This window comes from Prevotella pectinovora (assembly GCF_000834015.1).
Classification (GTDB): Bacteria; Bacteroidota; Bacteroidia; order Bacteroidales; family Bacteroidaceae; genus Prevotella; species Prevotella pectinovora.
Window position 1 is genome coordinate 1 of record NZ_JXQI01000081.1, and the last position, 25,701, is coordinate 25,701.

Annotated in this window: 16 protein-coding genes and 1 pseudogene; 9 read left to right on the plus strand and 8 right to left on the minus strand. The window is 49.0% G+C overall.

Translation table 11 applies throughout. The features are described from left to right. The first annotated feature begins 244 nt into the window (after positions 1 to 244). The 4 genes from ST42_RS11570 to ST42_RS11585 all read left to right on the plus strand — a co-directional run bounded on the left by ST42_RS11570 (position 245) and on the right by ST42_RS11585 (position 5,087). A complete protein-coding gene (locus ST42_RS11570) occupies positions 245 to 2,497 on the plus strand; it encodes a S8 family serine peptidase (RefSeq protein WP_044073612.1) in 2,253 nt (750 codons plus the stop codon). A 240-nt stretch (positions 2,498 to 2,737) separates the two neighbouring features. Further along, on the plus strand, positions 2,738 to 3,232 hold the full coding sequence (gene fldA / locus ST42_RS11575; RefSeq protein ID WP_022316063.1) for a flavodoxin FldA: 495 nt from the start codon (positions 2,738 to 2,740) through the stop codon (positions 3,230 to 3,232). Between the two features lie 204 nt (positions 3,233 to 3,436). Next, positions 3,437 to 3,814, plus strand: a complete 378-nt coding sequence (locus ST42_RS11580; RefSeq protein WP_374119380.1) for a DUF2023 family protein — start codon at positions 3,437 to 3,439, stop codon at positions 3,812 to 3,814. 370 nt (positions 3,815 to 4,184) lie between these two features. Continuing rightward, a complete protein-coding gene (locus tag ST42_RS11585; RefSeq protein WP_042519551.1) occupies positions 4,185 to 5,087 on the plus strand; it encodes a M48 family metallopeptidase in 903 nt (300 codons plus the stop codon). 134 nt (positions 5,088 to 5,221) lie between these two features. On the opposite strand, the gene ST42_RS11590 is transcribed toward ST42_RS11585, so the two are convergent. Next, positions 5,222 to 6,541: a uracil-xanthine permease family protein gene (locus ST42_RS11590; protein ID WP_042519552.1), complete on the minus strand. Its 1,320-nt coding sequence runs from the start codon at positions 6,539 to 6,541 to the stop codon at positions 5,222 to 5,224. Between the two features lie 764 nt (positions 6,542 to 7,305). Between ST42_RS11590 and ST42_RS11600 the strand changes: the two genes are divergently transcribed. The 3 genes from ST42_RS11600 (at position 7,306) to ST42_RS11610 (ending at position 12,999) form a co-directional block, all read left to right on the plus strand. Continuing rightward, positions 7,306 to 7,497 carry a hypothetical protein gene (locus ST42_RS11600; RefSeq protein ID WP_044073614.1) on the plus strand — a complete coding sequence of 64 codons (192 nt, stop codon included), beginning with the start codon at positions 7,306 to 7,308 and terminating at the stop codon, positions 7,495 to 7,497. 92 nt (positions 7,498 to 7,589) lie between these two features. Beyond that, positions 7,590 to 8,639: a hypothetical protein gene (locus ST42_RS11605; protein WP_044073615.1), complete on the plus strand. Its 1,050-nt coding sequence runs from the start codon at positions 7,590 to 7,592 to the stop codon at positions 8,637 to 8,639. A gap of 13 nt (positions 8,640 to 8,652) precedes the next feature. Further along, positions 8,653 to 12,999: a glycoside hydrolase family 2 TIM barrel-domain containing protein gene (locus ST42_RS11610; protein WP_052488340.1), complete on the plus strand. Its 4,347-nt coding sequence runs from the start codon at positions 8,653 to 8,655 to the stop codon at positions 12,997 to 12,999. Between the two features lie 164 nt (positions 13,000 to 13,163). Here ST42_RS11610 and ilvC read toward each other — a convergent pair whose 3' ends face one another. The 7 genes from ilvC to recJ all read right to left on the minus strand — a co-directional run bounded on the left by ilvC (position 13,164) and on the right by recJ (position 23,192). Beyond that, positions 13,164 to 14,207 (minus strand): ketol-acid reductoisomerase, encoded by a 1,044-nt coding sequence (gene ilvC / locus ST42_RS11615; RefSeq protein WP_022316384.1) that lies wholly within the window; start codon positions 14,205 to 14,207, stop codon positions 13,164 to 13,166. A gap of 115 nt (positions 14,208 to 14,322) precedes the next feature. Then, a complete protein-coding gene (locus ST42_RS11620) occupies positions 14,323 to 15,093 on the minus strand; it encodes an acyl-[acyl-carrier-protein] thioesterase (protein WP_044073616.1) in 771 nt (256 codons plus the stop codon). A 12-nt stretch (positions 15,094 to 15,105) separates the two neighbouring features. Further along, positions 15,106 to 15,657, minus strand: coding sequence for an acetolactate synthase small subunit (ilvN, locus tag ST42_RS11625; RefSeq protein WP_044073617.1), 552 nt, complete (start codon positions 15,655 to 15,657; stop codon positions 15,106 to 15,108). Positions 15,658 to 15,669: 12 nt separating this feature from the next. Continuing rightward, complete coding sequence (ilvB, locus tag ST42_RS11630; protein WP_022316387.1) at positions 15,670 to 17,394, minus strand: biosynthetic-type acetolactate synthase large subunit; 1,725 nt, start codon at positions 17,392 to 17,394, stop codon at positions 15,670 to 15,672. 81 nt (positions 17,395 to 17,475) lie between these two features. Further along, positions 17,476 to 19,278 (minus strand): dihydroxy-acid dehydratase, encoded by a 1,803-nt coding sequence (gene ilvD, locus ST42_RS11635; RefSeq protein WP_044073618.1) that lies wholly within the window; start codon positions 19,276 to 19,278, stop codon positions 17,476 to 17,478. 266 nt (positions 19,279 to 19,544) lie between these two features. Beyond that, positions 19,545 to 21,449, minus strand: a complete 1,905-nt coding sequence (locus tag ST42_RS11640; protein ID WP_022316389.1) for a RecQ family ATP-dependent DNA helicase — start codon at positions 21,447 to 21,449, stop codon at positions 19,545 to 19,547. Between the two features lie 18 nt (positions 21,450 to 21,467). Further along, entirely contained in the window at positions 21,468 to 23,192 is a 1,725-nt protein-coding gene (gene recJ, locus ST42_RS11645; protein ID WP_022316390.1) for a single-stranded-DNA-specific exonuclease RecJ, read from the minus strand. A 703-nt stretch (positions 23,193 to 23,895) separates the two neighbouring features. On the opposite strand from recJ, the gene ST42_RS11650 reads away from it, so the two are divergent. Together ST42_RS11650 and ST42_RS14650 are read left to right on the plus strand one after the other, a co-directional pair. Further along, positions 23,896 to 24,789, plus strand: coding sequence for a hypothetical protein (locus ST42_RS11650; RefSeq protein WP_044073619.1), 894 nt, complete (start codon positions 23,896 to 23,898; stop codon positions 24,787 to 24,789). A 280-nt stretch (positions 24,790 to 25,069) separates the two neighbouring features. Beyond that, positions 25,070 to 25,171, plus strand: a pseudogene (locus tag ST42_RS14650) (IS982 family transposase); the annotation flags it as partial. Positions 25,172 to 25,701 lie beyond the last annotated feature (530 nt).

Consider the following 25,701-nt stretch of genomic DNA (forward strand, 5'->3'; position numbering starts at 1 on the left):
GCATCGTGGGGTAAGGGGATGGTGGCTACATATTGATGTTGTGCTGTTGCTTTTTACTGAAAGCTGCTACTAACGACTCATAAATCTACCCTTAATCGTGTATTGGATGATAGTTGCGGATTTTAGGCTTATTTTGCAAAGATACGTAATTTTCTATATGGATGCAAGTCAAAGATATACTTTGTTTGCCATATATTGAAGTAGATTGTTGGTGGTGATGATTTTTTTTCTTTAATTTGCATCCATGAAAAAGACATTATTATATATATTGCTGCTCTTGTCGGTGGCAACCAGGGTCAGTGCGCAACATACGGGAGCGAGCCTTTACAAAATGTCGAGGCTTGTCAGACTTGCATCCATCGAGGCAAAGAAGGGACAAGGACAATATGCCAAGACATTGACCGGAGGAAGAGAGAGAGGCGACAGCCGTGCATTTGATGTTCCCCGTCAGCGCAGCCTATGTGCATTTGTTCAGATGAAGGGAGATGGCAGGCGTGTGTTGGAAGAAAACCATTGTACGCCTCTTGCTCAGTTCGGGGATATATATATCGCCGATATTCCGTTGCGGCATCTCGACGGCTTGTCGTTGTCAGAGAGTGTGCTGAGGATTGAAGCCGGCAGGAGTCACACGCTGACGATGGACACCACGGCAGTGATAGTGGATGCTCCCGCGGTGTGGAACGGCAGCTCTTTGCCTCAGGCTTATACCGGACAGGGAGTGGTGGTCGGCGTCATGGACGTAGGCTTTGATGTGACGAATCCCAATTTCTATGACACCACACTCACTGCCACACGCATACGGCGCTTCTGGGACCAGCTTTCGCCAGACAGTATCGGCAGCGGAATGTATGTCGGCGCTGACTATCGCACGCCGGAGGAGATTCTTGCCTATGCCCACTCCCACGACGGGCTGATAGAGACCCACGGCACCCACACCTTGGGAATAGCTGCGGGTACGGGTTTCGACACACCTTATCGCGGTATGGCATACGATGCCGATATCTGCATCGTGAGCAATGCCGTGAATACAGACCTGCCGCTGATTCCCGAAGAACTGTTATACAAATACACATCAGCAACCGACGTCCTCGGATTCAAATACATCTTCGACTATGCCCAGGAGGTGGGCAAACCTTGTGTAATATCATTCAGTGAGGGCAGTTCGCAGTCGTTCGACGATGATGAACGGCTTTTCGAGGAAGTGCTCGGACAGATACAGGGACCGGGCCGCATCCTTGTGGCGAGTGCCGGAAACGACGGGTCGCGCAGGACATATCAGCATAAGCCACGTGGGGTGGAACGCGACGGAGTGTTCTTCCTTTCGCAGTCAGACCGTACTTATTTCTGCATGGCTTCAGAAAACCAGTTTCAGATATGCCTCTCTGCATACACCTCAGCCACGGACAGAGAACAACTATATATTCCTACCGCCGATATCCTTAATGCCGAAGACTCCACGGTGGTAGACTCCGTAGACTTTTTCGGTCACCGGTTGAAATACACCATACAGGCATGCCGCGCATATTTCAATCCAGACCTCATAGCCTACTACCTGTTGGCAGAGATGCAAGGCGGGGTGGGGTGGTCGCTGTTCCTCTCAGCCGAGGCCGTTGGCGAGGCCGCCGAAGTGGATTTCTACAGTAGTGCCACACAGTTTTATCCCAGTGAGATAAACCCTTCGATAAGTGGCGGCGAACCGGCATACAGTGTCGGCAGTCCGGGCTGTGCCCCATCGGTGATATGCGTGGGAGCCACGGCATACCGCGACCATATCGTCAATGCCGACGGTGTGGCTCAGACCTATGATTGCGGTCACGACGGCGAAGTGGCAGACTATTCCTCTGTCGGTCCGACCCGCGACGGGCGCATCAAGCCCGATGTCGTTGCCAACGGCACTCATGTGGTGTCATCGGCAAGCAGTTATTTCATAGAGGCGAATCCGGAGGGCAGCGTGAAAGATTATACCGTAGCCACTTCCCGATTCCATGACCGCACCTACCCGTGGGCGGCATTCCTCGGCACCTCGATGTCAACACCCGTCGTTGCCGGTACGATAGCCTTGTGGCTGCAAGCCAATCCTGATCTCACCACCCGGCAGGTGATGGATGTGCTGGCGGCAACGAGCCATCGTAGGGACGGCGCCCGGCAGGGAGAAAAGGATAACCGTTGGGGGTATGGAGAGATAGATGCCTATGCCGGTCTGCTCCGTGTGCTTGGTCTCGATGGCATAAGCGAGATTTCCAATCACCATCCTTCCCGTCTCGATATCAAATATGCTGACGACACGGTGTGGCTCTCTGCCGAGGGTGAAGTTCCGGCAGAGAGGGTAAGCGTGGCGATATATTCTGTGGTGGGAAAGAGGATGCTCCAGAAGGCAGTACGCCTGTCATCCGATTCTTCCGGCATCAGTCTGTCGTCACTTCCATCAGGTGTGTATGTCGTGCAGACCACGTCGGTAACGCCCGGTTTCACAGGGTCTTGCGTATTCAGGAAATAGCGCAAAAGGTATTCTGTTCCTCCTTTCGTTCCCGTATAATCACTTTTAGGTATTTTGCACAAAACCCTAATTTTAGGTATTGCAGCATTGTGGCGGATGCCGTACCTTTGCAACCGTGAAAAGGATAATTCTTACGTCTTACGAGTTGACGAGTTGACAAGGAGACGAGTTGACAAGGAGTTTTCTTTTTTCATATAGATTCTTTGGATTTTTAAACTTAGTAATATAGAGAGATAGAATATGAAAAAGACATTGGTTGTTTATGGTTCCTCAACAGGAACTTGCCAGAGCATCGCTGAGACAATAGCGGAAAAGCTCGGAGCAGAAGTGGTAGACGTGGCAAACCTCGATGACGCCCAGGTGAACGAGGCGGAGAATCTCATTCTCGGCACTTCAACATGGGGCGCCGGAGAAGTTCAGGACGATTGGTATGACGGACTGAACAAACTGAAGAAACTCGACCTCAATGGAAAAACCGTGGCGCTCTTCGGTTGTGGCGACTGCGAGTCGTATGGCGACACCTTCTGCGGTGGCATGGACGAGATTTATTCTGCCCTTCAGGACAAGGGCGTGAAATTCGTTGGTCAGGTATCAACCGATGATTATACATTCGACGATTCTGCAGCTGTGGTTGATGGCAAGTTCGTGGGTCTCGCTCTTGATGATATAAACGAAGACGACAAGACCCCAGGCCGCATTGATGCATGGCTGGATGACATCAAGGGTGAGCTGTAAGTCACGATGTCTAAGCCATAGACTTTACATAAAATTGACGGTCCGCAACGCATTGGTTGCGGAACACCGTTGACAGGACAGTACACCTGCGGGCTGACGTTTCCCGTGGTGACTCCCGAACCGGATAGAGTGTAGGGGAGTGTTTCCCGTGGGTGACTGACTTGTTGACATATAAAAATATACGATACTAACAATTAAAGCAAAATGATGATGCAAGACACTGCGAGCGTAATGCCGATAGACATGAAGGTCCTGATGAATCATATCTATGAGTTCAAGAAGGGCGTCAGACAAATGGTACTGTTCACTTTCAACAAGAAATATGAGTGTTACGCTCTGGATCGTCTCAAGCGTCAGAACATAGACTATATCATACAGCCCGTTGGCAACGACCGCATGAACCTCTTCTTCGGCAAGAAGGAGTGTATGGATGCCATACGGCTGATGGTTACGCGTCCCCTCAGCAAGCTCACTCCAGAGGAGGACTTCATGCTCGGAGCACTGCTCGGGTATGACATCTGCGCTCAGTGCGAGCGCTATTGTGAGCGCAAGTGCCGTAAATGTAATGCGGCGCTACAGTAGCAAGGATTTTCTTTTTAGTCAAGTAATTTACATATTATCATCTTGATGATTGCCCATTAAGATAAAATTCATAATGTTTTTGTATTATATACCCATGTCGGACTGGCTGTGAAGCTGGTCCGACATGCTGTTGGTATGTAAAGTGTTTCTCATTCAATATTTTCTTCCATAAAATTATCATCGTAAGCTAGATTTTTCTAACTTTGCATAAGATAAGCTTCACCTCAGCATAGCTTTCAAGCAAGCTTGGCGCTCTGCCTTCGGTTTGCATTATCTTTGCATAAGATAAGCTTCACCTCAGCATAGCTTTCAAGCAAGCTTGGCGCTCTGCCTTTGAAGTGATAAATCAAAAAAACAACATCAGACGAATATGAAAAAAATCAGCAAATTACTGTTGGCGGTCATGACGCTGACAGTAGTGTCTTGTGGAACCACAAGCACGGTGCCTGTTACAGGCAGAAAGCAGCATATCCTCGTTTCCGACGAAGAGGTGCTCGGTCTCAGCAACAAGGAGTATACCAACTACATGAAGACTGCTAAGGTGTCTACCAACGCCACAAACACGGCGATGGTGAAACGTGTGGGCCAGCGCCTTGCCACAGCCGTGGAACAATATCTAAAAGCCAACAACCAGTCGGCAGAACTGAAAAACTACAATTGGGAGTTCAATCTCGTGCAGGACAATTCAGCAAATGCCTTCTGTATGCCTGGCGGCAAAATTGTGGTATACGAAGGACTGCTCCCCATTACACAGAACGAGAGTGCTCTTGCTATTGTTCTCGGTCATGAGATTGCCCATGCCGTGGCAAAGCATTCGGCAGAGCAGATAAGCAAGCAGATGAAGCAGCAGTATGGTTCGCAGATTCTGGGAGCCGTGCTCAGCGGTGCCGGAGTCAGCTCAAATACCACCAGCATAGCACAGGGTGTGTTCGGACTCGGAAGCAAATTCAGCAATCTCCACTATTCTCGTCAGAATGAGAGCGAGGCCGACTATATGGGACTCGTTTTTGCCGCGATGGCGGGCTACGACCCTAACGTGGCAGTAAGCTTCTGGCAGCGCATGGCGGCAAGTTCCACCAGTACCACACCGGCTTTCCTCAGCGATCACCCTTCCGACGCCAAGCGTATCGCCGACATACAGAAATGGTTGCCAGAGGCTCTGAAATACTATAAGCCAGTGGCTACCACCACTACCAAGACAACAACGACCACTAAGACCACTTCTAAAAAGAAGACTACAAAAAAGAAGTCTACAACAAAGAGAAGAAAGTGATTCTGTATACGAGTAAACAAGCAGATGGGTAGATAAGCAGACGAGTAGACAAGGAAGTTGCCATTTGTTACAAAATGGAGAACAGATATCCTTGTCTACTCGTCTGCTTGTTTACTTGTCAACTCGTCAGCATCTCATTCCTTTATCCTTATCAGCAGGTTTGAGAATATGGCGAGCAGTCCGCCGGTAGTTATTCCCGATGAGAAAATGCTGCGCAGCGTCTCGGGGAAGCCCGACAGAATCTCAGGCATGAACTCCACACTCAGTCCGCCGGCAAGACTTATCGCCAGCACCAGAATCTCCTTTCGACCCAGTTTCTGCGAGGCGATGACCTTTATTCCCGATGCCGCCACCGTGCCGAACATCAGCAGTGTGGCACCTCCCAACACAGGTTCCGGCATCAGCGAGAATACCAGACTCACGGCAGGAAACACGCTAAGGATGATGAGAAAGGCAGAGATGAAATATCCCACGTAGCGCGATGCCACTCCCGTGAGCTGTATCATACCGTTGTTCTGAGCGAAAATGGAGTTGGGGAAGGAGTTCAGGGCTGCAGAGATAAACGATGAAACGCCGTTTGCCACCACACCTCCCGATGCACGCTTCATGAAGAGGTCACCCTCCACAGGTTCGCCGGAAATCATTGAATTCGCCGTGATGTCGCCATAAGCTTCTATCGCCGTTATTATGAAGATTATGCTCAGCGAGATGAAGGCAGAGAGGTCGAAGTCAAGTCCATATTTGAACGGCACCGGCACATATACGCCGCCGAAACTCTTCACCGAGTCAAAGTCGATATATCCCAGCGCCCACGACAATACATACCCAACGGCAAGTCCGATTACGATGGAACTCATCCTGAGGTAGCGGTTCTTGCAACTGTTGAAAAACACTATTGTGGCAAGTACCAGAGCCGCGAGTCCGAGATTGTGCAGAGCGCCGAACGTACCGTTTGCCATCGCCGCATTACCGCCGCCACACGACGATATCCCCACCTTTATAAGACAGAGACCAATCAGCGTGACCACAATTCCAGACACCAATGGGGTGATGATCTTGCGTGCATATCTCAGTATGCTGCCCACGAACACCTCCACTACCGATGCCGCCATACACGAACCGAACACCACAGCCAGTCCGCCGCCCATTCCAGCCGCTATTATCGGTCCTATGAACGAATAGCTCGTTCCCTGTATGCAGAGCAGTCCGGTGCCCACAGCCCCGAATTTCCTGCATTGGATGAATGTGGATACACCCGATGCGAAGAGCGCCATCGATACGAGGAAGCTCGTCGTCTCTATGTCGAGCTGCATCTGCGATGCTATTATCAAAGGTGGTGTCATTATCGCCACGAAGATTGCAAACAAATGCTGCAATGCCGCAAACACCGATTCCACGAATGGCGGACGGTCGTTGAGTCCATAGATTATTCCATTTTTCTGTTCTGTTGCCATATCTGATATCCGATTTTGTATTATTCTGCAAAGATAGTGCAAACCGAGAGAAGAATGAAATGAATTCATTCATTTCTTCTTCCGAGGTGCCGCCTATCTTATTCAAAGATAGTGCAAACCGAGAGAAGAACGAAATGAATTCATTCATTTCTTCTTCCGAGGTGCCGCCTATCTTATTCAAAGATAGTGCAAACCGAGAGAAGAACGAAATGAATTTATTCATTTCTTCTTCCGAGGTGCCGCCTATCTTATTCAAAGATAGTGCAAACCGAGAGAAGAACGAAATGAATTCATTCATTTCTTCTTCCGAGGTGTAGCCTATCTTATATATATCCAAAAAACACGTATTCGTAGAATAGCATAGGTGCGAAATAGCTAAAAATGGTTAATATATTTCGTAAATGTAAAAATTAATGCGGATAATTGATTAGATTTGCAAATTGAAATTAAAAGTGTAAGAGATAGTATAACAAATATTAAACCTGTGAAGATGTTTCCATGGCGGGAAAGTCAAACTCTCGCTGTGGAAAAGATCATTAATTGACAACAGATTATCAACACGTATAGTGTGTCTGTATTAAACCGACGGGTGGGGAGTGTTCTCACCTTATGGTTATGATGCAATAGTCAGCCATTAATATAGCTGAAACTTATTTACCTCTGTTGCATTAGATTAAATCTGAAGCTGCAGAACTTATGCTCCTATGGAGTTTATCTTAATTCAATAAATTGATATTCAAAACTTATAAGCTATTTTTATATTTATGAAGAAGAAGTACTTAAAACCGGATCTCGAGGTCATTGCGCTTGAAACATGCGTAACTCTGGGGGGATTCAGTACATTTGAAGGCAATCCTCCTGAGATAGATGCCAAAGAACATAATGCTGTTAGCGGTTTCCTCTGGGATGACATCCAGGAGGACGATGATACGGATGAGGATTTGCACATGTTCTGACAAAACAACATAAGCCATATTCCCACTTTTCTTATTGGTGAACAGACATTGGCGTTCGCCAAAAACAGATTTTACGAATTAAACATTTTATCATGAATACATTTTATACATTGGCACTGACTTCTGTGTATATATTCAATTCGCAGGGGCAGTATCTCACCGTAGGTGACGATGGCAAGCCGGCAATATCAAACCGGCCGGTGAAGCTGAAAGTCTCCATGGTGGATGAGAAAGCTGATGCCGGGCGTATGAATTTCAACGGCAAAGACGTAAAGTGGATATTGAAGTCGTCTGCCGGCCAGTCATACACCTTGGGCTATCAGGACAGTGATGCCTACTCCACGGCATTTGTCTACGCACAGTCTGGAGCTATAGCAACCTCGTATGAGGAACCAGACCCCACATTCGCTGCCGGACAATGGACGGTAGCTGCCGAAGTTCCGTATCAGGAAGTGATTCTCGATGAGGCTCAGAATTATGTGCGCCCCACATTTTCAGAAAAGTATGTGGACGTGACGCTGAAGCGTAAATTCAAGACAGGACAGTGGAACTCCCTGTGTCTGCCTTTCCCTTTGTCGGCTGCACAGATAGCTGAGACTTGGGGTGTAGGAACCAAGGTGGCGTATCTTACCAGTGATAGCGATACCAAACTGTTTTTCACCTATCGCACAGACATTGAGGCAGGACAGCCTTGCCTGCTACAGCCTGAGAGAGTGAACGAAGACCAAACATATAAGTTTGCTGACATTACCGCATCCTCTTGGTATAAGGGCGAAGGAAATCCGGAGTATACTGTAGGACAGACAAGGGTGACAGGCTTCTTCTCTCCGACCACCGTCAAGTCGAGGTCTTACGTTTTCAGTGATGACAAAATTTATCATCTCACGTCAGATATGAATGCCAAAGGATTCCGTATCTATTTCGAAGATGTGGCTGGTCGGCAGTCAACTCGCGAACTGACATGGGGCGTTGATGAGAATCCATCAGAGACCAACGACATATCTTCCGTTCCCAATTCCTCAAGCGCCACCATCGGCGATGTGTATAGCATCAATGGTCAGCGTGTGCGCCATCGTTGCAGTTCAACGAAACTGACACCGGGAGTATATATAGTGAACGGCATAAAACTCATCGTGAAATAAAAACCAAGACCTTATGAAAACATACATAAAGCAACATCTCGTCGCAGTAGCGGCACTGCTCGTTCTCATGGTGACGCAGGCGTTCGCAGCGGAGACAAACCTTCTGAGCAATTACACGCCTAACGGCTCGTCGTTCTCGGAGCAAACAACAATTGACTTCCAGAAACAGACATTCAAGGCTGTGCTCGACCTCAGCACTTGCCAGAGCACCACAACTTACGAGAATGTGCTCTCTATCGGCGACGACTTGCAGGGTACAACTGGCTGGGGATACGCTAATGTCATCCACCTCTTCTATACAAAGAGCAGCAATACCTTGCAGGTGAACTGCTTCAATGGTGGAGCAAATTACACATATCGTGAAGACCACACCAACATCTCCGGCGAAACTACTATAGAGTTGAACTCGAACGGTCTGTATCTTAACGATACGAAGATTTGCGATGCATCAAATATCAGCAATATCCTAAGCCTTACGTCTATTCTCTACGGCAGCACTCAGGGCAGTACACGCTCATGGGCTACATACAAGTCTGTAAGCCTTGTGACAGAAGAAACCACTGGTGGCGGCACCGTAACAGAAACAAAGTTTGTTACTCCTACCATTGGCAGCAACTACTACATTTGCCTTGGCAGTGATGCTACAAAGTGTCTGAGCGTTGAAAGCCAAACACAAAACGCAAGCATAAATGTTAGTACACTTGTCAAAGGAACCACTACTCAGACATGGAATGTATTAAACAGCAAGAGCTCTGACTATCCATACCACTTCAAGAGCCTCGGATCTATCTTTGCTATAGACATGGCAGGATATAATAATAAGGCTCCACTTATCTGGGATAGTGAATACGATTACAAAAATGGTAGTGAATCAAACGTAAACCAGGAATGGAACTTGGAAAGCGCTGGCAACGACACATATTATCTGGCTTGCTACATAAAATCAGGTGACTATTTGTGGTCTAAATACCAAGTTTATTACTTGGCAGTAAACAGCGCTGGCACAGGTCTTACTAAGACAACATCTAAAACATCAGCTACAGCCTTCGGCTTCATCAAAGCAGATGCCTCTGGCGGTAGCACTGGAGGCGGCACTGGAGGTGGCACTGGAGGTAGCACTGGAGGCAGCTCAACCTCTCCTGACCATGGTTCGTTCGATGTTAGCTGGATTAAGAATCAGAGCAAGGTGAGCGACTATAAGGAGGACGCTCACGCTACATTCATCCCTTACGTTTCTGTAGAGCAGATGAAGGCAGACGCTAAGCACTACGCAGAGCCTTGGCAGCAGCCCGACGAGACCAAGGCTGAATATATCAACCTCAACGGAACATGGAAGTTCAAGTATGTTGCAGGAACATCATCAGGTCCTGGCTCAAGTGAGTTCCAGGCAAAGGACTATAACGACAGCGGTTGGGACAACATCCGTGTGCCGCTCTCTTGGGAAATGGCCAACTATGGCAAACCAGTATACACCAACGTTGGTTATCCGTTCAGCAACAACCCACCTAATGCGAACTCTGGAATGTCACAGTATGGCGTAACAGACCACAACGCAACGGGCTTCTATCGCCGTACCATCAACATTCCTGCGACATGGAAGGACAAACGTGTGTTTGTACACTTCGACGGCGTATACAGCGCTGCTGTAGTATGGGTGAACGGCAAGTACGTAGGCTACTCGCAGAGTTCTAACACCGACGCTGAGTTCGACATCACCGGCTTCGTAACTACCGGCGACAACCAACTCTCGGTACGTGTATATCGTTGGTGCGACGGTTCGTATCTCGAAGGTCAGGATATGTGGCACCTCTCTGGTATTCACCGCGACGTATATCTCGTGGCTACTCCGAAGGTGTTCGTGTCGGACCACTATATAACATCTTCGCTCAACAACGAGGCTACAAGCGGCAGTATGTCGGTGAAGCTGACTGTAGACAACCGCAACACCGTCTCTACAACCAAGACTCTGCAGGTGTCGTTGCTCGATGCTGACGACAATCAGATTGCTACCGGCACACAGACATACAGCGGAACAGCAAAAGCTGAAAAGACTGTTACACTCAGCGGTCTCAGCAACCTGCGTCCATGGAGCGCAGAAGATCCGTATCTCTACACCGTCGTTGTAAGTCAGAAGGACGAGAACGGAGCTGAGGAGATGGCGTTCTCTACAAAGTACGGCTTCCGCAATATCACAAAGAGTGGCAACCTCATCTACATCAACAACAAGCGTGTCTACTTCAAGGGCGTGAACACTCAGGACACTCACCCTGAGTATGGTCGTGCCATCGACATGGAGACCATGATGAAGGACCTCACAATGATGAAGAAGGCTAACGTGAACACCGTGCGCACCTCGCACTATCCGCGCCAGCCGAAGATGTACGCCATGATGGACGCTCTCGGCTTCTACGTGATGGACGAGGCTGACGTGGAGTGCCACTACAACCAGAACTTGTCAAGCAACAGCAGTTGGATAACAGCTATGGACGACCGCACAAAGCGCATGGTGCTGCGCGACCGCAACCACCCGAGTGTAATCTTCTGGTCGTTGGGCAACGAGTGCGGCGGCGGTAGCAACTTCTCTACTACATACAATACGTGTAAGAACCTCGACTCACGCTTCGTTCACTATGAGGGAGCAGGAAGCGGAACAAATTACTCCGACCTCGGTTCTAACATGTATCCAACCGTTTCGTCAGTACAAGGAAACAGAAGCGGACTGAACGGCAAGCCTTACTTCATCTGCGAGTATGCTCACGCTATGGGTCAGGCTGTCGGTAACTTGAAGGAATACTGGGATTTGATTGAGGGTAGTAACGGTATCGTCGGTGCTTGTATATGGGACTGGGTAGACCAGTCGGTTTACGACCCTGCAAGGCTTGTTAGCGGTCAGAAGAAGAGCGAAAACGGCTTCAACTACTGGGTGTCTGGCTACGACTACAACTCAACAAGCGGTATAAACTATGGCTTCCAAGGCAACTTCCTCAACAACGGTATCATCACACCAGACCGTACATGGACTGGCAAGCTCTCTGAGGTGAAGAAGGTGTACCAGAATGTGAAGTTCAGCGACTTCAGCGCTTCTGCTAAGTCTGTAAACATCGCGAACAAGTATGCGTTTATGTCTATCTCGTCTGACAACTTCGAAATCGGCTATCGCGTGATGAAGGATGGATACTTGGTGGAGAACGGCAAGCTCGAAAGCTTCAACTCTATCGCTGCAGGTTCTTCTGCTACCGTAACTCTGCCTATCCAGACATCTGTTGAGGGCAGTGCAGAGTATCTCGTAAACGTAGAGTTGCGCGTAAAGAAGCCTACTAAGGCGAACGTTGCCGATTGGACATCATGGGCTGAGGAGGGCTACAGCATCGCTGACGCTCAGTTCTCGCTCTCTGAGCAAAACATCTCTAACGGCACTGCTATGGGCACTGACGGCACAATGGGATTCCCAGTGCTACCAAGCTACACTTCTGCAGGTGGCTCGTTGAGCGTAAGCGGCAATACCGTAACAGGTACAGACAACAACGGCAAGGCATATTCTATTGTGTTCAATTCATCAGGCAAGATGACCTCATGGACATACGATGGCAAGAGCCTTATCGCTGAAGGTCCTGACTTCAACAGCTACCGTAAGGTGGACAATGACCGTAACTTCGAACCTTCGTTCAGCAATTCATCAAGCCTCAGCATCACAAGAGCACTCGCTAAGAGCGGTAACAACGCTACGATGTCAGTCGAGGGTTCGGCAACGGGCTGCAGCTACACCATCAATTATACATTCTATCCTGATGGCACTGTAGACATGAACGTGAAGTTCTCGCCAAGCGGAACACTCGCTCGCATCGGCTTGGGCATGCAGTTTGCTTCCGGCTTCGAGAACGTGGAGTTCTATGCCCGCGGTCCTCGTTCCAACTACAGCGACCGCAAGACAGGTTCTTATCTCGGCCGCTTCACCACTACGGTAGACGACATGGTGGACGAGATGATACACCCCCAGACATTCGGCGACCATGAGGATATGCGTGAGCTGATTCTCACCAATAGGGCTTCTAACGTGCAGATCGGAATCAAGGCAGGCGGAAGAGCATCATTCTCTCTTTCACACTACGACGAGACAAAGTGGTGCAAATCAGGCGACTCGATGTGGAACACTAATCTCCACTGGTACGACCTGACACGCTATCAGCAGGTTTATGCCCACTTCGACTATATGCAGCGCGGCCTCGGCAACAACTCATGTGGTGGCGACAGTTGTCTGTCTGATTATGTGTGTCCATCTTATTCTTCGTGGAATAGCAGCTATGGTTACACATTGCGATTCACACCACAGGCAGGTGAAAATGTGCGGATAACAGAATAATATTTGCAGAAATATTCTCTGATTTGAGAATAAACGTCAATCCCAATCGGTCTTTATATTCAGACCGGTTGGGGCTAAAATAAAGAAACTCTCCCGATAGGCTACAGGCAAAGACTTGATGCTTATCGGGAGAGTTCTTTTTTTTGTGGATTAATCCAAGCTTATCAGTTGTTTTCAGGACGGAGCTGACGCACTGTCACTCCGGTGCGCCACATTTCGCTTTCACGCATAGCCTTCAGTTCGGCGTTAAGCTTCTCGCGGTAGTCAGGCTTTGAGTTGCTGTCGATAGAAATCTGAGCCTCCTTTCCGGTCTTTACAGAGAGGTAGAGCCACTCCATGACAGGCTTGATGGCCTCGCGGAAACGCGGAGCCCAGTCGAGAGCGCCACGCTGGGCTGTAGTAGAACAGTTGGCATACATCCAGTCCATTCCCTTCTCGCCGAAGAGAGGCATGAGGCTCTGTGTAAGTTCCTCTATGGTCTCGTTGAAAGCCTCTGATGGAGAGTGTCCATGCTCACGGAGCACCTCATACTGAGCCTCGAACAATCCCTCGATGGCACCCATCAGCGAACCGCGCTCACCGGTGAGGTCGCTTGTAGCCTCACGCTGGAAAGTGGTCTTGAAGAGATAGCCCGAACCGATGCCGATGCCCAATGCCAAAGTCTTCTCCTCAGCCTTGCCCGATGCATCCTGATATACGGCATAAGAGCAGTTCACGCCACGTCCCTCGCGGAACATGGTGCGCAGAGAGGTGCCCGATCCCTTTGGTGCCACCATGATGACATCCACATCCTCTGGAGGCACCACACCGGTGCGGTCGTTCCAGTTGATGGCAAAGCCGTGAGAATAATACAGAGTCTTGCCCTTGGTGAGATATTTCTTTATCTTAGGCCATACCTGTATCTGACCGGCGTCTGAGAGCAGCATGCAGATCACGGTACCCTTCTCTGCAGCCTCCTCGATAGAGAAGAGACTCTCGCCCGGCACCCATCCGTCAGCCACTGCCTTGTCGTAGGTCTTGCCCTGGCGCTGACCAACAATCACGTTGAAACCGTTGTCGCGCAGGTTGCAAGCCTGGCCAGGTCCCTGGATGCCATAGCCAAGCACAGCTATTGTCTCGTTCTTCAATACTTCATGTGCCTTCTCCAAGGAAAATTCCTTGTTGGTGACTACCGTTTCGATAACGCCACCGAAATTCATTTCTGCCATATTTGTTTTGTTTTAGTTATGTGCCCTCAGGCACTTATGTTCTTTTTACCTTATAACCATTAACGATCCAATGACCGTTAATGGTGTATTTTATATATACTGCTATCAGCCTTTATTATATCTTCTCGAACTTCAACATACATCTGACCACTTCAGCATCCACGGTCTCGGCGTTTGTCTTCGTTACCCTTACGCAGACCGTATCGTCGTCGCGCTCTTCGGTATAGAAATTCAGTTTGTCGCCGCAGTAGCTTTCAGCCACATACGCTATGTCGAAGCGTCTGATGCAGAATTTGCGGTAGTGGTCAATGTCGAAGAGGTCGAGGATATGCTCAATGTATTTGATGCTGTTGATATGACCGTTCACGTCAACGTCGCAGTAATACGTGTCGATTGTCCTTGCGAGCTTCGCCTCCTTGCCCATCTTCACTCTCGACAGGCCTTCGATAGGGCATTCCTTGTCTTTCTCTATATACCGTTCTATCTCACCGTCTCTGATGGCGAGGATATTCTGCGGCTGTCTCGTTTCCGTGTCTATCATCGCCCACACGCTCTTGCCGTAGCCGTATGTACGGCTGTCATCAGTGCTGCAGATGCGGAAGTTTCTGTTGGTGAAGAACTTCAAGGCGCTTTCCACCCATGTCTCCACACTGAACTTCTCGTATGCCGCCGGCATGTCGTCCATCTCTATCGCCAGTCGCGACAGCACCCAGGTCTTGTGGATAGGGTTGAGATAGTTCATACCGAAGTCGCGGTCGTTGGAATGGAAATCCGCCGCATTGAGCAAGTGGTTGCCCAGATGTCCCATGAAGAGCTTCTTTGAGAAGTCGCAATGGAACGGTTCCGACAGGAAGTCATATCTTCCGATTTTTCCTAATGTTGCCATTTTCTTCTATCTTTATTGGTTTTTCATGTTGTTCTCGCGCATTGCTATCAAGTCGTTCACTTCTTCCACAGGATTTCTCGTTATGGCAATTCTTCCGCTTCGAGTATACTGCAGCACGCAGTTTCTTTCCTGCAGATTGGTGTAAAGGGCGATGATGTCTTTTGTCACGCCGCTCAGCACGGCTGTGCAGAACGTAGGGTTCACCTCGATGATCTGTGCGTCGGCACGGCGTATTATCTTTGAAATCTCCGGATTCTCCATCACGACAGGCGTTGACAGCTTGAACAAAGCATCTTCGCGGATGAATATCTGGTCGTCGGTATAGTAGTCGGCCTTTATCACGTCCACTTTCTTCTCTATCTGCTTCGTTATCGTCTTCACCTGTTCCTCATCGCTCCATGTGGTGATGGTGTATTTGTGTACACCCTCTATGCTTGAAGCCGAAGCGTTGATGCTCTCGATGTTCACCTGTCTGCGGGTGAATACGGCAGTCACCTGGCTCAGCATGCCCACCATGTTTTCTGTATAAATGAGCAGAGTATATAATTTTTTGTCGTTGTCCATTTCTGTAGTCCTTTATTCTTTGAAATCCTCTTTTCCGAGAATCATCTCGTTGATAGGTTTGCCGGGAGGCACCATCGGCATCACGTTGTCCTCCTCCAAGACAGCACATTCAAGGACATACGGTCCGTCGGTGCTGAGCATCTTCTCTATTTCCCCCTTCAGTTCCTCGTGGGTCACGGCGAGTCCATACGGTATGTTGTAACCCTTGCAGATAAGCTCGTATTGCGGGTTCATCATCCTTGTGAACGACCTTCTGCCTCCGAAGAACATGTCTTGCCATTGGCGCACATTGCCGAGATAGTTGTTGTTGAGCAGGATAACCTTCACCGGTGTCTGCTGTTCCATAATGGTGCCGAGCTCCTGTATGTTCATCTGGAATCCACCGTCGCCGGTAAACATGCACACCGTGCGGCCAGGTGCTCCGAATGTGGCACCGATGGCAGCAGGCAGTCCGAAGCCCATTGTGCCGAGTCCGCCGCTTGTCACTAACGAGAGCGGTTTGGCGAATTTGAAATATCTGCAAGAGAACATCTGGTTCTGTCCCACATCATTCACCATCACCGTATTGTCGTCGGTAGCTTCAGCCACGGCGTTCACCACTTCTGCCATGAGCAGGAATTTGCCTTTCGGATGGATGGCAGGCTCTATCACACGCTCACGTTCCGTTTCGTACAGAGGCTTGAAACTGTCTATCCATTCTTTATGGCTGTTCTTGTGGACGAGAGCCGTAATCTTGGGCAGCGACTCCTTGCAGTCAGCAACGATGGCAATGTCGGTCTTCACATTCTTGTCAATCTCCGAAGCGTCGATGTCGAGATGGATTATCTTTGCCTGTTTGGCATAAGTAGCCACATTGCTCGTCACCCTGTCGCTGAATCTCATTCCTATGGCAATCAGCAAGTCGCATTCCTGTTCCTTTATGTTCGGTGCATAGTTGCCGTGCATGCCGAGCATTCCCATATTCAGCGGATGGTCGGATGGCAGGGCAGATAGTCCCATGAGAGTCCTTGCTGCCGGTATGTCGGCCTTCTCCAGAAACTCCTTCAGTTCCTCCTGGGCATTTCCAATCTCCACACCATGACCGACGAGGGCAATCGGCTTCTTCGATTTGTTGATGAGCTCCGCCGCAAGCCTCGTCTTCTCTTCGTCCGGCTGCGGATAGGCATTATAGCTTCTGATGAAGTCGATGTGTTGAGGCTCATATTCAGTAAGAGCCTGCTGTATGTTCTTCGGGAAGTCGATGACCACAGGTCCCGGTCTTCCTGATTTAGCTATATAGAATGCCCGGCTGATAGCCCAGGCTATATCCTCCGGTCTTCTTATCTGGTAGCTCCATTTGCATATCGGCTGTGCGAGACAGGCGAGGTCTACCTCCTGAAAGGCGTCTGTGCCCAGAGCGCTGATGCCCACCTGTCCGGCAATGACCACAATAGGAGTGGAGTCTGTGAGCGCATCGGCAACACCCGTCACGGTGTTGGTGGCTCCAGGACCGCTTGTCACGATACATACTCCAACCTTTCCGCTCACCCTTGAATATCCTTCTGCAGCATGTGCCGCCGCCTGTTCATGGCGCACAAGGATATGGTTGAACACCTTGTTGTCGCCGCGGGTATAGTGGTATAACGCATCGAACACCGGCATTATCGCTCCTCCGGGATAACCGAAGATGGTATCCACCCCTTCGTTTGCCAATGATCGCATCAGCGCCTCCGCACCGGTTATCTTCTCTCTTGCCATTCTTCTCTTACAATTTGTTGATTTGTGTTTCGTGCTTCAATTCCAATCCGCTTTACGGGTTGGGCTCACTGTGGCGTCAGCCTATTCTATTATTCTGACGCCACCCTTGTCGGCAGAGCTTACACTCTGTGCGTATGCCCTGAGAGCCTTGCTCACCGTGCGCTGGCGGGTCATCGGGCGTTGTTCCCTTGCCGCCAGTTCTTCGTCGGTCAGCTTCACGTTTATCGTTCTGTCAGGTATGTCAATCTCTATGATGTCGCCATCTGTTATCTTTCCGATGTTTCCACCGGCTGCCGCTTCCGGCGATATATGTCCGATGCTGAGTCCCGATGTGCCTCCGCTGAATCGTCCGTCTGTTATCAGCGCACATTCCTTACCCATGTGCATGCTCTTGATATACGAAGTGGGGTAGAGCATCTCCTGCATTCCCGGACCGCCCTTCGGTCCTTCGTGGGTTATCACCACGCAGTCGCCTTTCTTCACCTTTCCGCCAAGGATTCCCTCGCAGGCATCCTCCTGGGAATCGAATACCTTTGCCGGTCCTTCGAAGTGCCACAATGCAGGGTCCACTCCGGCAGTTTTCACCACGCATCCGTCCTGTGCGATGTTTCCGAACAGCACGGCAAGTCCACCGTCTTTCGTATAAGCGTGGCCGAGGTCGCGTATGCAGCCCTCGCTGCGGTCGGTGTCGAGCGTCTCCCATTTTTCGTCTTGTGATCCCATCTTGGTAGAGAACTTTCTTCCGGGAGCGCTGCGGTATATCCTGTCAGCCTCTTCGTCGACTGCAGATTTCGTGATATCGTATTTTTCGAGCTGTTCGCCGAGAGTCTTTCCGTCAGCACGTTTCACGCCTTTGTGTATCAAACCGCCCTTTGCCAGTTCGTTCAGAATTCCAAAGATTCCACCGGCACGGTTGCATTCCTGAATGCTGTATTTCTGTGTGTTCGGCGAGAGCTTGCACAGACAAGGCACCTTACGGCTCAACCTGTCGATATCGCTCATCGTGAACTCCACGCCGCCCTCCTGTGCCACGGCGAGCAGATGTAGCACGGTGTTTGTGCTTCCTCCCATCGCTATATCGAGAGTCATGGCGTTGAGAAAAGCTTCCCTTGTGGCAATGTTTCTCGGGAGCACGCTGTCGTCGCCATCCTCATAATATTTCATGGCGTTTTCCACTATCAGGTGTGCGGCGTCTTTGAAAAGCTTTATTCTGTTTTTGTGGGTGGCGAGAATCGTTCCGTTACCCGGCAGACTCATGCCGATTGCCTCTGTAAGCGAGTTCATGGAGTTTGCCGTGAACATACCTGAACAGCTACCGCAGCCAGGACAGGCACAACTTTCAATCTCCTTCAGTTCTTCGTCGCTTACGCTCTTGTCGGCACCGTTCACCATGGCGGTGATGAGGTCAGCGTTTGCGCCTTTCCAGCGTCCCGCTTCCATCGGTCCTCCACTGCAGAAAACGGTAGGTATGTTAAGTCTCATTGCCGCCATAAGCATTCCCGGCGTCACTTTGTCGCAGTTTGATATGCATATCATGGCATCAGCCTTGTGGGCGTTAACCATATATTCCACTGAGTCGGCAATGATATCTCGTGAAGGCAGGGAATATAGCATTCCGTCGTGTCCCATCGCTATTCCGTCGTCTATGGCGATAGTGTTGAACTCGGCGGCATAGCATCCCATTTTCTCTATTTCTTCTTTTACGATTTGTCCGATGTCGTGCAGATGAGTATGTCCGGGCACGAATTGAGTGAAAGAGTTGACGATGGCAATGATTGGCTTGCCGAACTGTTCGTGTTTCATTCCTGCCGCCACCCAGAGGGCTCTGGCTCCTGCCATTCTCCTTCCTTCGGTGCATACCGCACTTCTCAACTTATTCTTCATCTTATTCCTTTTTTAGTGTTAAGCTAATACCTCGTATTGCAAATTTGTGTTTGAGCGTTTATGATTGTACGCCAAAAATAATGCTATTGTTGTATATCGGGCAAATGCCATTGCATTTGCCTACAAAGGTACTTGTTTTTCCGAACAATAGAACAAAATGACACACGTATTTTCTTTTTAAGATACATTTAGAAGAAAAAAACTTAAAAAAATAAAGAAATGTCAGAATAATGACACATTATGATATGAAGTGTGCAATGCGGATGTCAGCGTGTTATCTTGCCCTCAATATTATACACCTCCTCTTCGTCCGCCATATGTCGCAGCACACGTTCTATCGACGGCATGTCGAAATCGAGGGTGTAAAGTTCCTTTATGTGATGAGGCTTCTTGTCTTCGAGCAGTTTCAGAATGGCGAGTCTTATATCCTTGTCTCTCTGTTTGTCCTCTCTTGTTCTCTTTTTCTGTTCTATGCATACGTCACATTGTCCGCATCTCTCAGACCGTGTCTCTCCGAAGTAGTTGAGCAACTGCTGGCTGCGGCAAACCTTTTCGCTCTCGGCGTATGTCACCACAGCCTCAAGGCGCTTCTCAGCCAGTTTCTTTCGCCAGTCATACACTTTCATCGGGATGACAATCTCCTCGAAGTCAACGCGGCTTTGCGTATATTTGATGTGTGGTATGCTCTTGCGGGGTATGAAATGTATGATATGCTTTCTGCTCAGGGTCTTCAGTATTTCATGAGTCTGCTGGTCGTCCACACCGCTCTGCTGTGCGATAAGCGCCTCTTCGATATAGGCATAATCGGAGAACATGCCGCTGTAGTTTCTGAGTGCTGCCACAACGACGGCGTTCTCTTCATCGGTCATGTCTTTCAGGCGATAAAGGTCGTTGCGTCCGATGAGGAAACGCATCCTTGCCTTGTTGTCGCTTGCCTCGCTGTATTCTATGTATCCGGATTTTTCAAGAATCTTGAGTGCCGATTCCACTCTTGCCGGATAGTGTTTGAAGTTTCTGCAGAATTTGTCGAGGTTGAATTCGAAAGTCCTTTCGAAGCCGCAGCCCACGGCGAGTTGGAAGAAATACGCAAGATGTTCATACACGGTCTTGATATATTCCTTGTCAGGATACTGGTCGGCGATGCGGCGCTGCAGTATCGACTTGTCCCTGCCGTTGAAAAGCAATACGGCATAAGCCTTGTTTCCGTCTCTGCCTGCGCGCCCGGCTTCCTGGAAATAAGCTTCTATGGAGTCAGGACTGTCGATATGTATCACGACCCTCACGTCCGGCTTGTCTATACCCATGCCGAAGGCATTGGTGGCTACCATCACCTTCACCTTGTCCTCCTGCCACATTGACTGCCGCAAGTCTCTCACAGCATGGTCGAGGCCGGCATGATAGAAGGTGGCGCTGATATTGTTGTCGTTGAGATATTCAGCCACTTCTTTGGTCTTCTTCCTGCTGTATACATACACGATTGCCGAACCGCTGAGCGATCGTATGATATGTGCAGCCTGTTCGAGCTTGTCGTCGGCTGTCCTGACGATATACGCTATGTTTTTCCTCATGAAGCTCATGCGGAATACGTTCTTTTCCTTGAAGTTGAGTTGTTTCTGTATGTCGTCGATGGCGGGTAGGGTGGCGGTGGCTGTAAGTGCGAGGACAGGTGCGTCCGGCTTTATCTTTCTGATTTCGGATATTGCCAGATATGATGGTCTGAAGTCATATCCCCATTGGCAGATACAGTGGGCTTCGTCAACGGTTATGAAGCTCACGGTCATGTGGCTCAGTTTGCTGAGAAACAATTCTGACGACAGTCTTTCGGGGGATATATATAATAAGGTGACGCCACCGAGCACGGCATTGTCGAGAATCTTCAGTATCTCAGTATGTTTCATGCTGCCATAGATGGCGTATGCCTTCACCCCCTTCTTTCTCAGAGCGTCCACCTGGTCTTTCATCAGCGCTATGAGTGGGGTGATGACGAGGCATACCCCCTCCATGGCGATGGCAGGCACCTGGAAGGTGATAGACTTTCCACCGCCGGTAGGCATCAGTCCGAGAGTGTCTTTCCCGGCACAGATGCTTTCAATGATGTCTCTTTGTATTCCTCTGAAGTCAGGGTAGCCCCAATACTCCTTAAGAATCCTGAGGTATTTGTCGTCTGCCATCTGCCAGTGTTATAATGTTCAAGCTTGTCCCTCTGTCGGCTGTATGTCTTCTATCTGCAGCTGCACGTCGTTGTGTTTGAAGATATTGTCCTCTATGGTGTATGCGATGTTGAAGCTGCGTTTCGACTTGATGTATCGTGCTGCGGCACTTTGTCCGAAGGCGATGCCGCTCATCACGTTGTTAGACTTTGAGTCTACGAGTTCCAGTTTGATGTGTTCCTGCTCTCTGCCCACCACCTTGCTCGTGCCGAAGTCGTATACGTTCATTGTGGCAAACATCGGTTTTGTGTTGCCCGGTCCGAAGGGGCCGAACTTCTTGAGTTCGCTGTGCATCTTCTTCGTGATGTCCTTCAGGTCTATCACGGCGTCGATGTTGAGTGCCGCTTCGGTGTGTTCCGGCAGTATATGTTCCTCCACGTATGCCTGGAACCTGTCTCTGAATTCCTTCACGTCGTCCCATCTCAGCGTCAGTCCGGCTGCATAGGTATGGCCGCCGAAGTTCAGCAGCAGGTCACGGCAGCTCTTTATGGCGGCATATATGTCGAATCCCGCCACGCTTCGTGCCGAACCGGTGGCGAGCTCGCCGTCGCGTGTCAGCACTACGGTAGGCCGCACGTAGATTTCCGTCAGTCTGGAAGCCACGATTCCTATCACGCCCTTTTTCCAGTTCTCGTCGTATAGCACTATGCTCGAGTGTTTCTGCTGGCTCTCCAGTCTGCCCACAATCAAGTTCGCCTCCTCGGTCATCTGCTTGTCTATGTCCTTGCGCTGCTCGTTGTATTCGTTTATGTGTTTCGCCTTGTCGAAAGCCACGGCGAAATCCTTTTCCACGAGCAGGTTCACGCTCTCCCTTCCGTTCTCCATACGTCCGGAAGCGTTGATCCTCGGTCCGATTTTGAACACGATGTCGCTCATCGACAGCGTGCGTCCGTTCAGTCCGCAGATGTCGATGATGGCTTTCAGTCCGATGTTAGGGTTCTGGTTCAGCTGTTTCAGTCCGTGGTAGGCAAGAATCCTGTTCTCTCCCGTCACCGGTACGATGTCGGCAGCGATGCTCACGGCGCAGAAGTCGAGCAGCGGTATCAGTCTTGAGAAAGAAATGCCGTTGCTCTTTGCAAACGCCTGCATGAATTTGAATCCCACACCGCATCCGCACAGATGTTTGAAAGGATAGGTGTCGTCTTCTCTTTTGGGGTTCAGAATAGCGGCAGCTTGTGGCATTTCCTCATCCGGCACGTGATGGTCGCAGATGATGAAGTCTATGCCCAGCTCTTTGGCGTATTCAATTTCTTTTATCGCCTTTATTCCACAGTCGAGTATTATTATCAGTCCCACACCCGTTTCGTGGGCGAAGTCGATACCCTTACGGCTCACTCCATATCCCTCGTCGTAGCGGTCGGGAATGTAGTAGTCGATGTTGGAGTAATACTGCTGTAAGAACTTGTAAACCAATGCGACGGCAGTACATCCGTCCACATCGTAGTCACCATACACCATGATGCGTTCCTTGCGCCCCATGGCTTCGTTGAGTCTTTCCACCGCGGCGTCCATGTCCTTCATAAGGAAAGGGTCGATGAGGTCGTTGAGCTGCGGATGGAAGAATTTCTTTGCGTCCTCTTCCTTTATTCCGCGCTTCGCCATTATCGTCGCTATCACGGGGCTGACTTTCAGGTTGTCAATCAGTTTTTCTGCATCTTTCTTTTGTTCTGGTGTAGGTGGATCGTATTTCCATTTAAAATGCATTTATATATTCTTTTTATTTCCTTCGCGAATGTCTTTGTAGGGCATTTCAAGGCACGTAGCCTAAGCCTTCAGGCCAAAGAGCGTGTAAAGTTACGAAAATTTGCTCAAATACTTATGTTACCCGCAGGTTTTTTATATAATTTTTAGGCAAGTAGACAAGTAGGCAAGTAGACGAGTAGACAAGGGTATATGTCTCGACTTGTACGTTTCAGCAATAATCCTGTCTGTCAACAAATGGAAGCAATATCCTTGTTTGTTCGTCTGTCCGTCATTTTTTTTGAAAATATCCCTGCCAAATGTCCGAAATCCTTTTCTTTGGCGTTATATATATAAACCCAAATCGGTCATTAGGCCGTTTAATGTCATATTTTACAACTGCTTGCAGTCTTTTGCTTTTTATAAGGTGTCTTTTGCCTGTTTTTAATTCGCAATAGCTCGCTATTACTCATTAAAAGCCAAACAAAATCCACTCTTCTAAAAAGCAAAATACAAGCAAGCCCTAATGACCGCTTTGGGATAAACGAGAGATGAAACCAGAAGAGTTCAACCATATTATCCTGCCTCTTAGACAAGAGTTGCTGTCGCGGGCCTTTGGCATGACCGGAAACGGAGAAGACCACTGAAAAAACAACCCGTCCTGACCTTTATGAAAGGCAAAAACATGTTCACAGGATGTCAATTTGATAATAAAAAAACTTGAAATATGAAGAAATTACTATTGTTGGCTGCGTTCTTGCCGCTTTTGGGAGAGGCAGCAGAGAAAGAAGACACGACGTTTGTGGTGAAAGACAAAAAAATCGTAGTAGACGTGGATGGCAGCAAGACCAACGTCAAGGTGTTCGGCAACGACGGAGTGGAGCAGACGAAGGTCAGCGAAATGAACTTCGTGGATGGCCAGGAAGTGGAACAGGTATATGTGGGTTCGCCATTCCTGCCAACAAACAATCTGCAGCACATCGATTTCGCCCCACGTTATCCTACGGTATGGTTCGGTATGGCAAACATCACCGGCAAGGTGTTCGGCACGAGCCAGCTCCACCACGCAAGGTTTTCAAAGTCGTTTGAATTTGGCGTCACCCCTTATTACATGTCGGTGCCGTTCAACAAGCAGAACAGTATGGGATTCAGTATCGCAGCCCAGCTTGTGTGGAGCCACCTCTGCTTTCAGAAAGACTATGTCGTGACGGAAACCGGCGGCAAATGGGATTTCGTGAAGATGGACCAGCGAGCCGACGGCAACAATATCAACTATATGTCGTTCCGTCTGCCCATGATGTTCACCGTGGATGGCAGCTATGACTTCTATTTGGGGCTGGGACTGTCGCCCGAGATCCGTACCAATGCCTGGTATAAGATGAAAGGAAACATATCGGCAGACGAGACCTACAAGCTCAACCGTCTGGGACTTAACATGTCGGTAGTCTGGGGAATCGGTCCGCTTGTCTTCAGCGGTTCGCTGGGTCTAACGCCACTTTTCAAGACAGTCAACGGCAAGAAGGCATATCAGAACTCCTGTTCTGTAGGAGTGGATGTCCTGTCGCTCGTGAAACTCATCAACTCAGGCAAAAAGAAGAACAAGAATAAAATAGATTTCTAAATATTGCTGTCCGGTAAATCTTTTGCAAGCAGTTGTAAAATACTACCATTGAACGGCCTAATGACCGATTTGGGTTTAAGATAATCGATATGGGTGAAAGTTGCCCATATCGCTGATTCTTAGTAAAAGCAAGAATTGCTCACAAACTGTCAGATTGTCTGGTTTTTAGTCGTAACATTTTGACAGACAGACAGTTGACTGCCTTACGATTGTCAGCCAATTGTCTGGATGGTTTGCTGATGAAAGAAATTGTCAGATGAGAGGAATTCAGGCGACAGGCATTGTCAATACTCTTGGAGCTTTGGCTGTATATTGTTTCTTTCCTAAGAAACCAATAATTGCAGTCCAAAGGACTATAGATAGACAATTAACCTTATTCTAATTCGTCGAACTCATGCTAACTTATTGGGCAGACGTCTGACTGCAATTCTGCCCATCCGGGGCAAGCAGCGTGCCCATGATGGGTAAGCACCGTGCCCCACTTGGGCAAGCAGCGTGCCCCACTTGGGCAACATCAATGCCCCAAATGTGCCCGTTGATGCCCAAAACAGAAATCAAAGTGTTCTTTGGATGAAACAGGATATGGAAATACCCGGTTTGGCAGCTCTTGGCGTGAAAGAAACTGTTGCCCTTGTGTGTGGAGATAGTTTGGTAGTGATGATACTTCGGTATTCAGAATGATACTTTTATGATACTTTTCTGTAAATACTTCAGAAAAGTATCATTTAGCTAAGTCTTTATAAGTCAGAGATTTGACTATAGAATAAAGGCGAAAATGATACAATGACACTTCTTTTCACGAAAACTCGTTTATCACCATCAGTCATTATGGCTTCAGTGGACATATAGTGAGTTGGGGATTGCGGACGATTTGACCATGCGGACGATAACGACCGACTTGCATTGACCTGA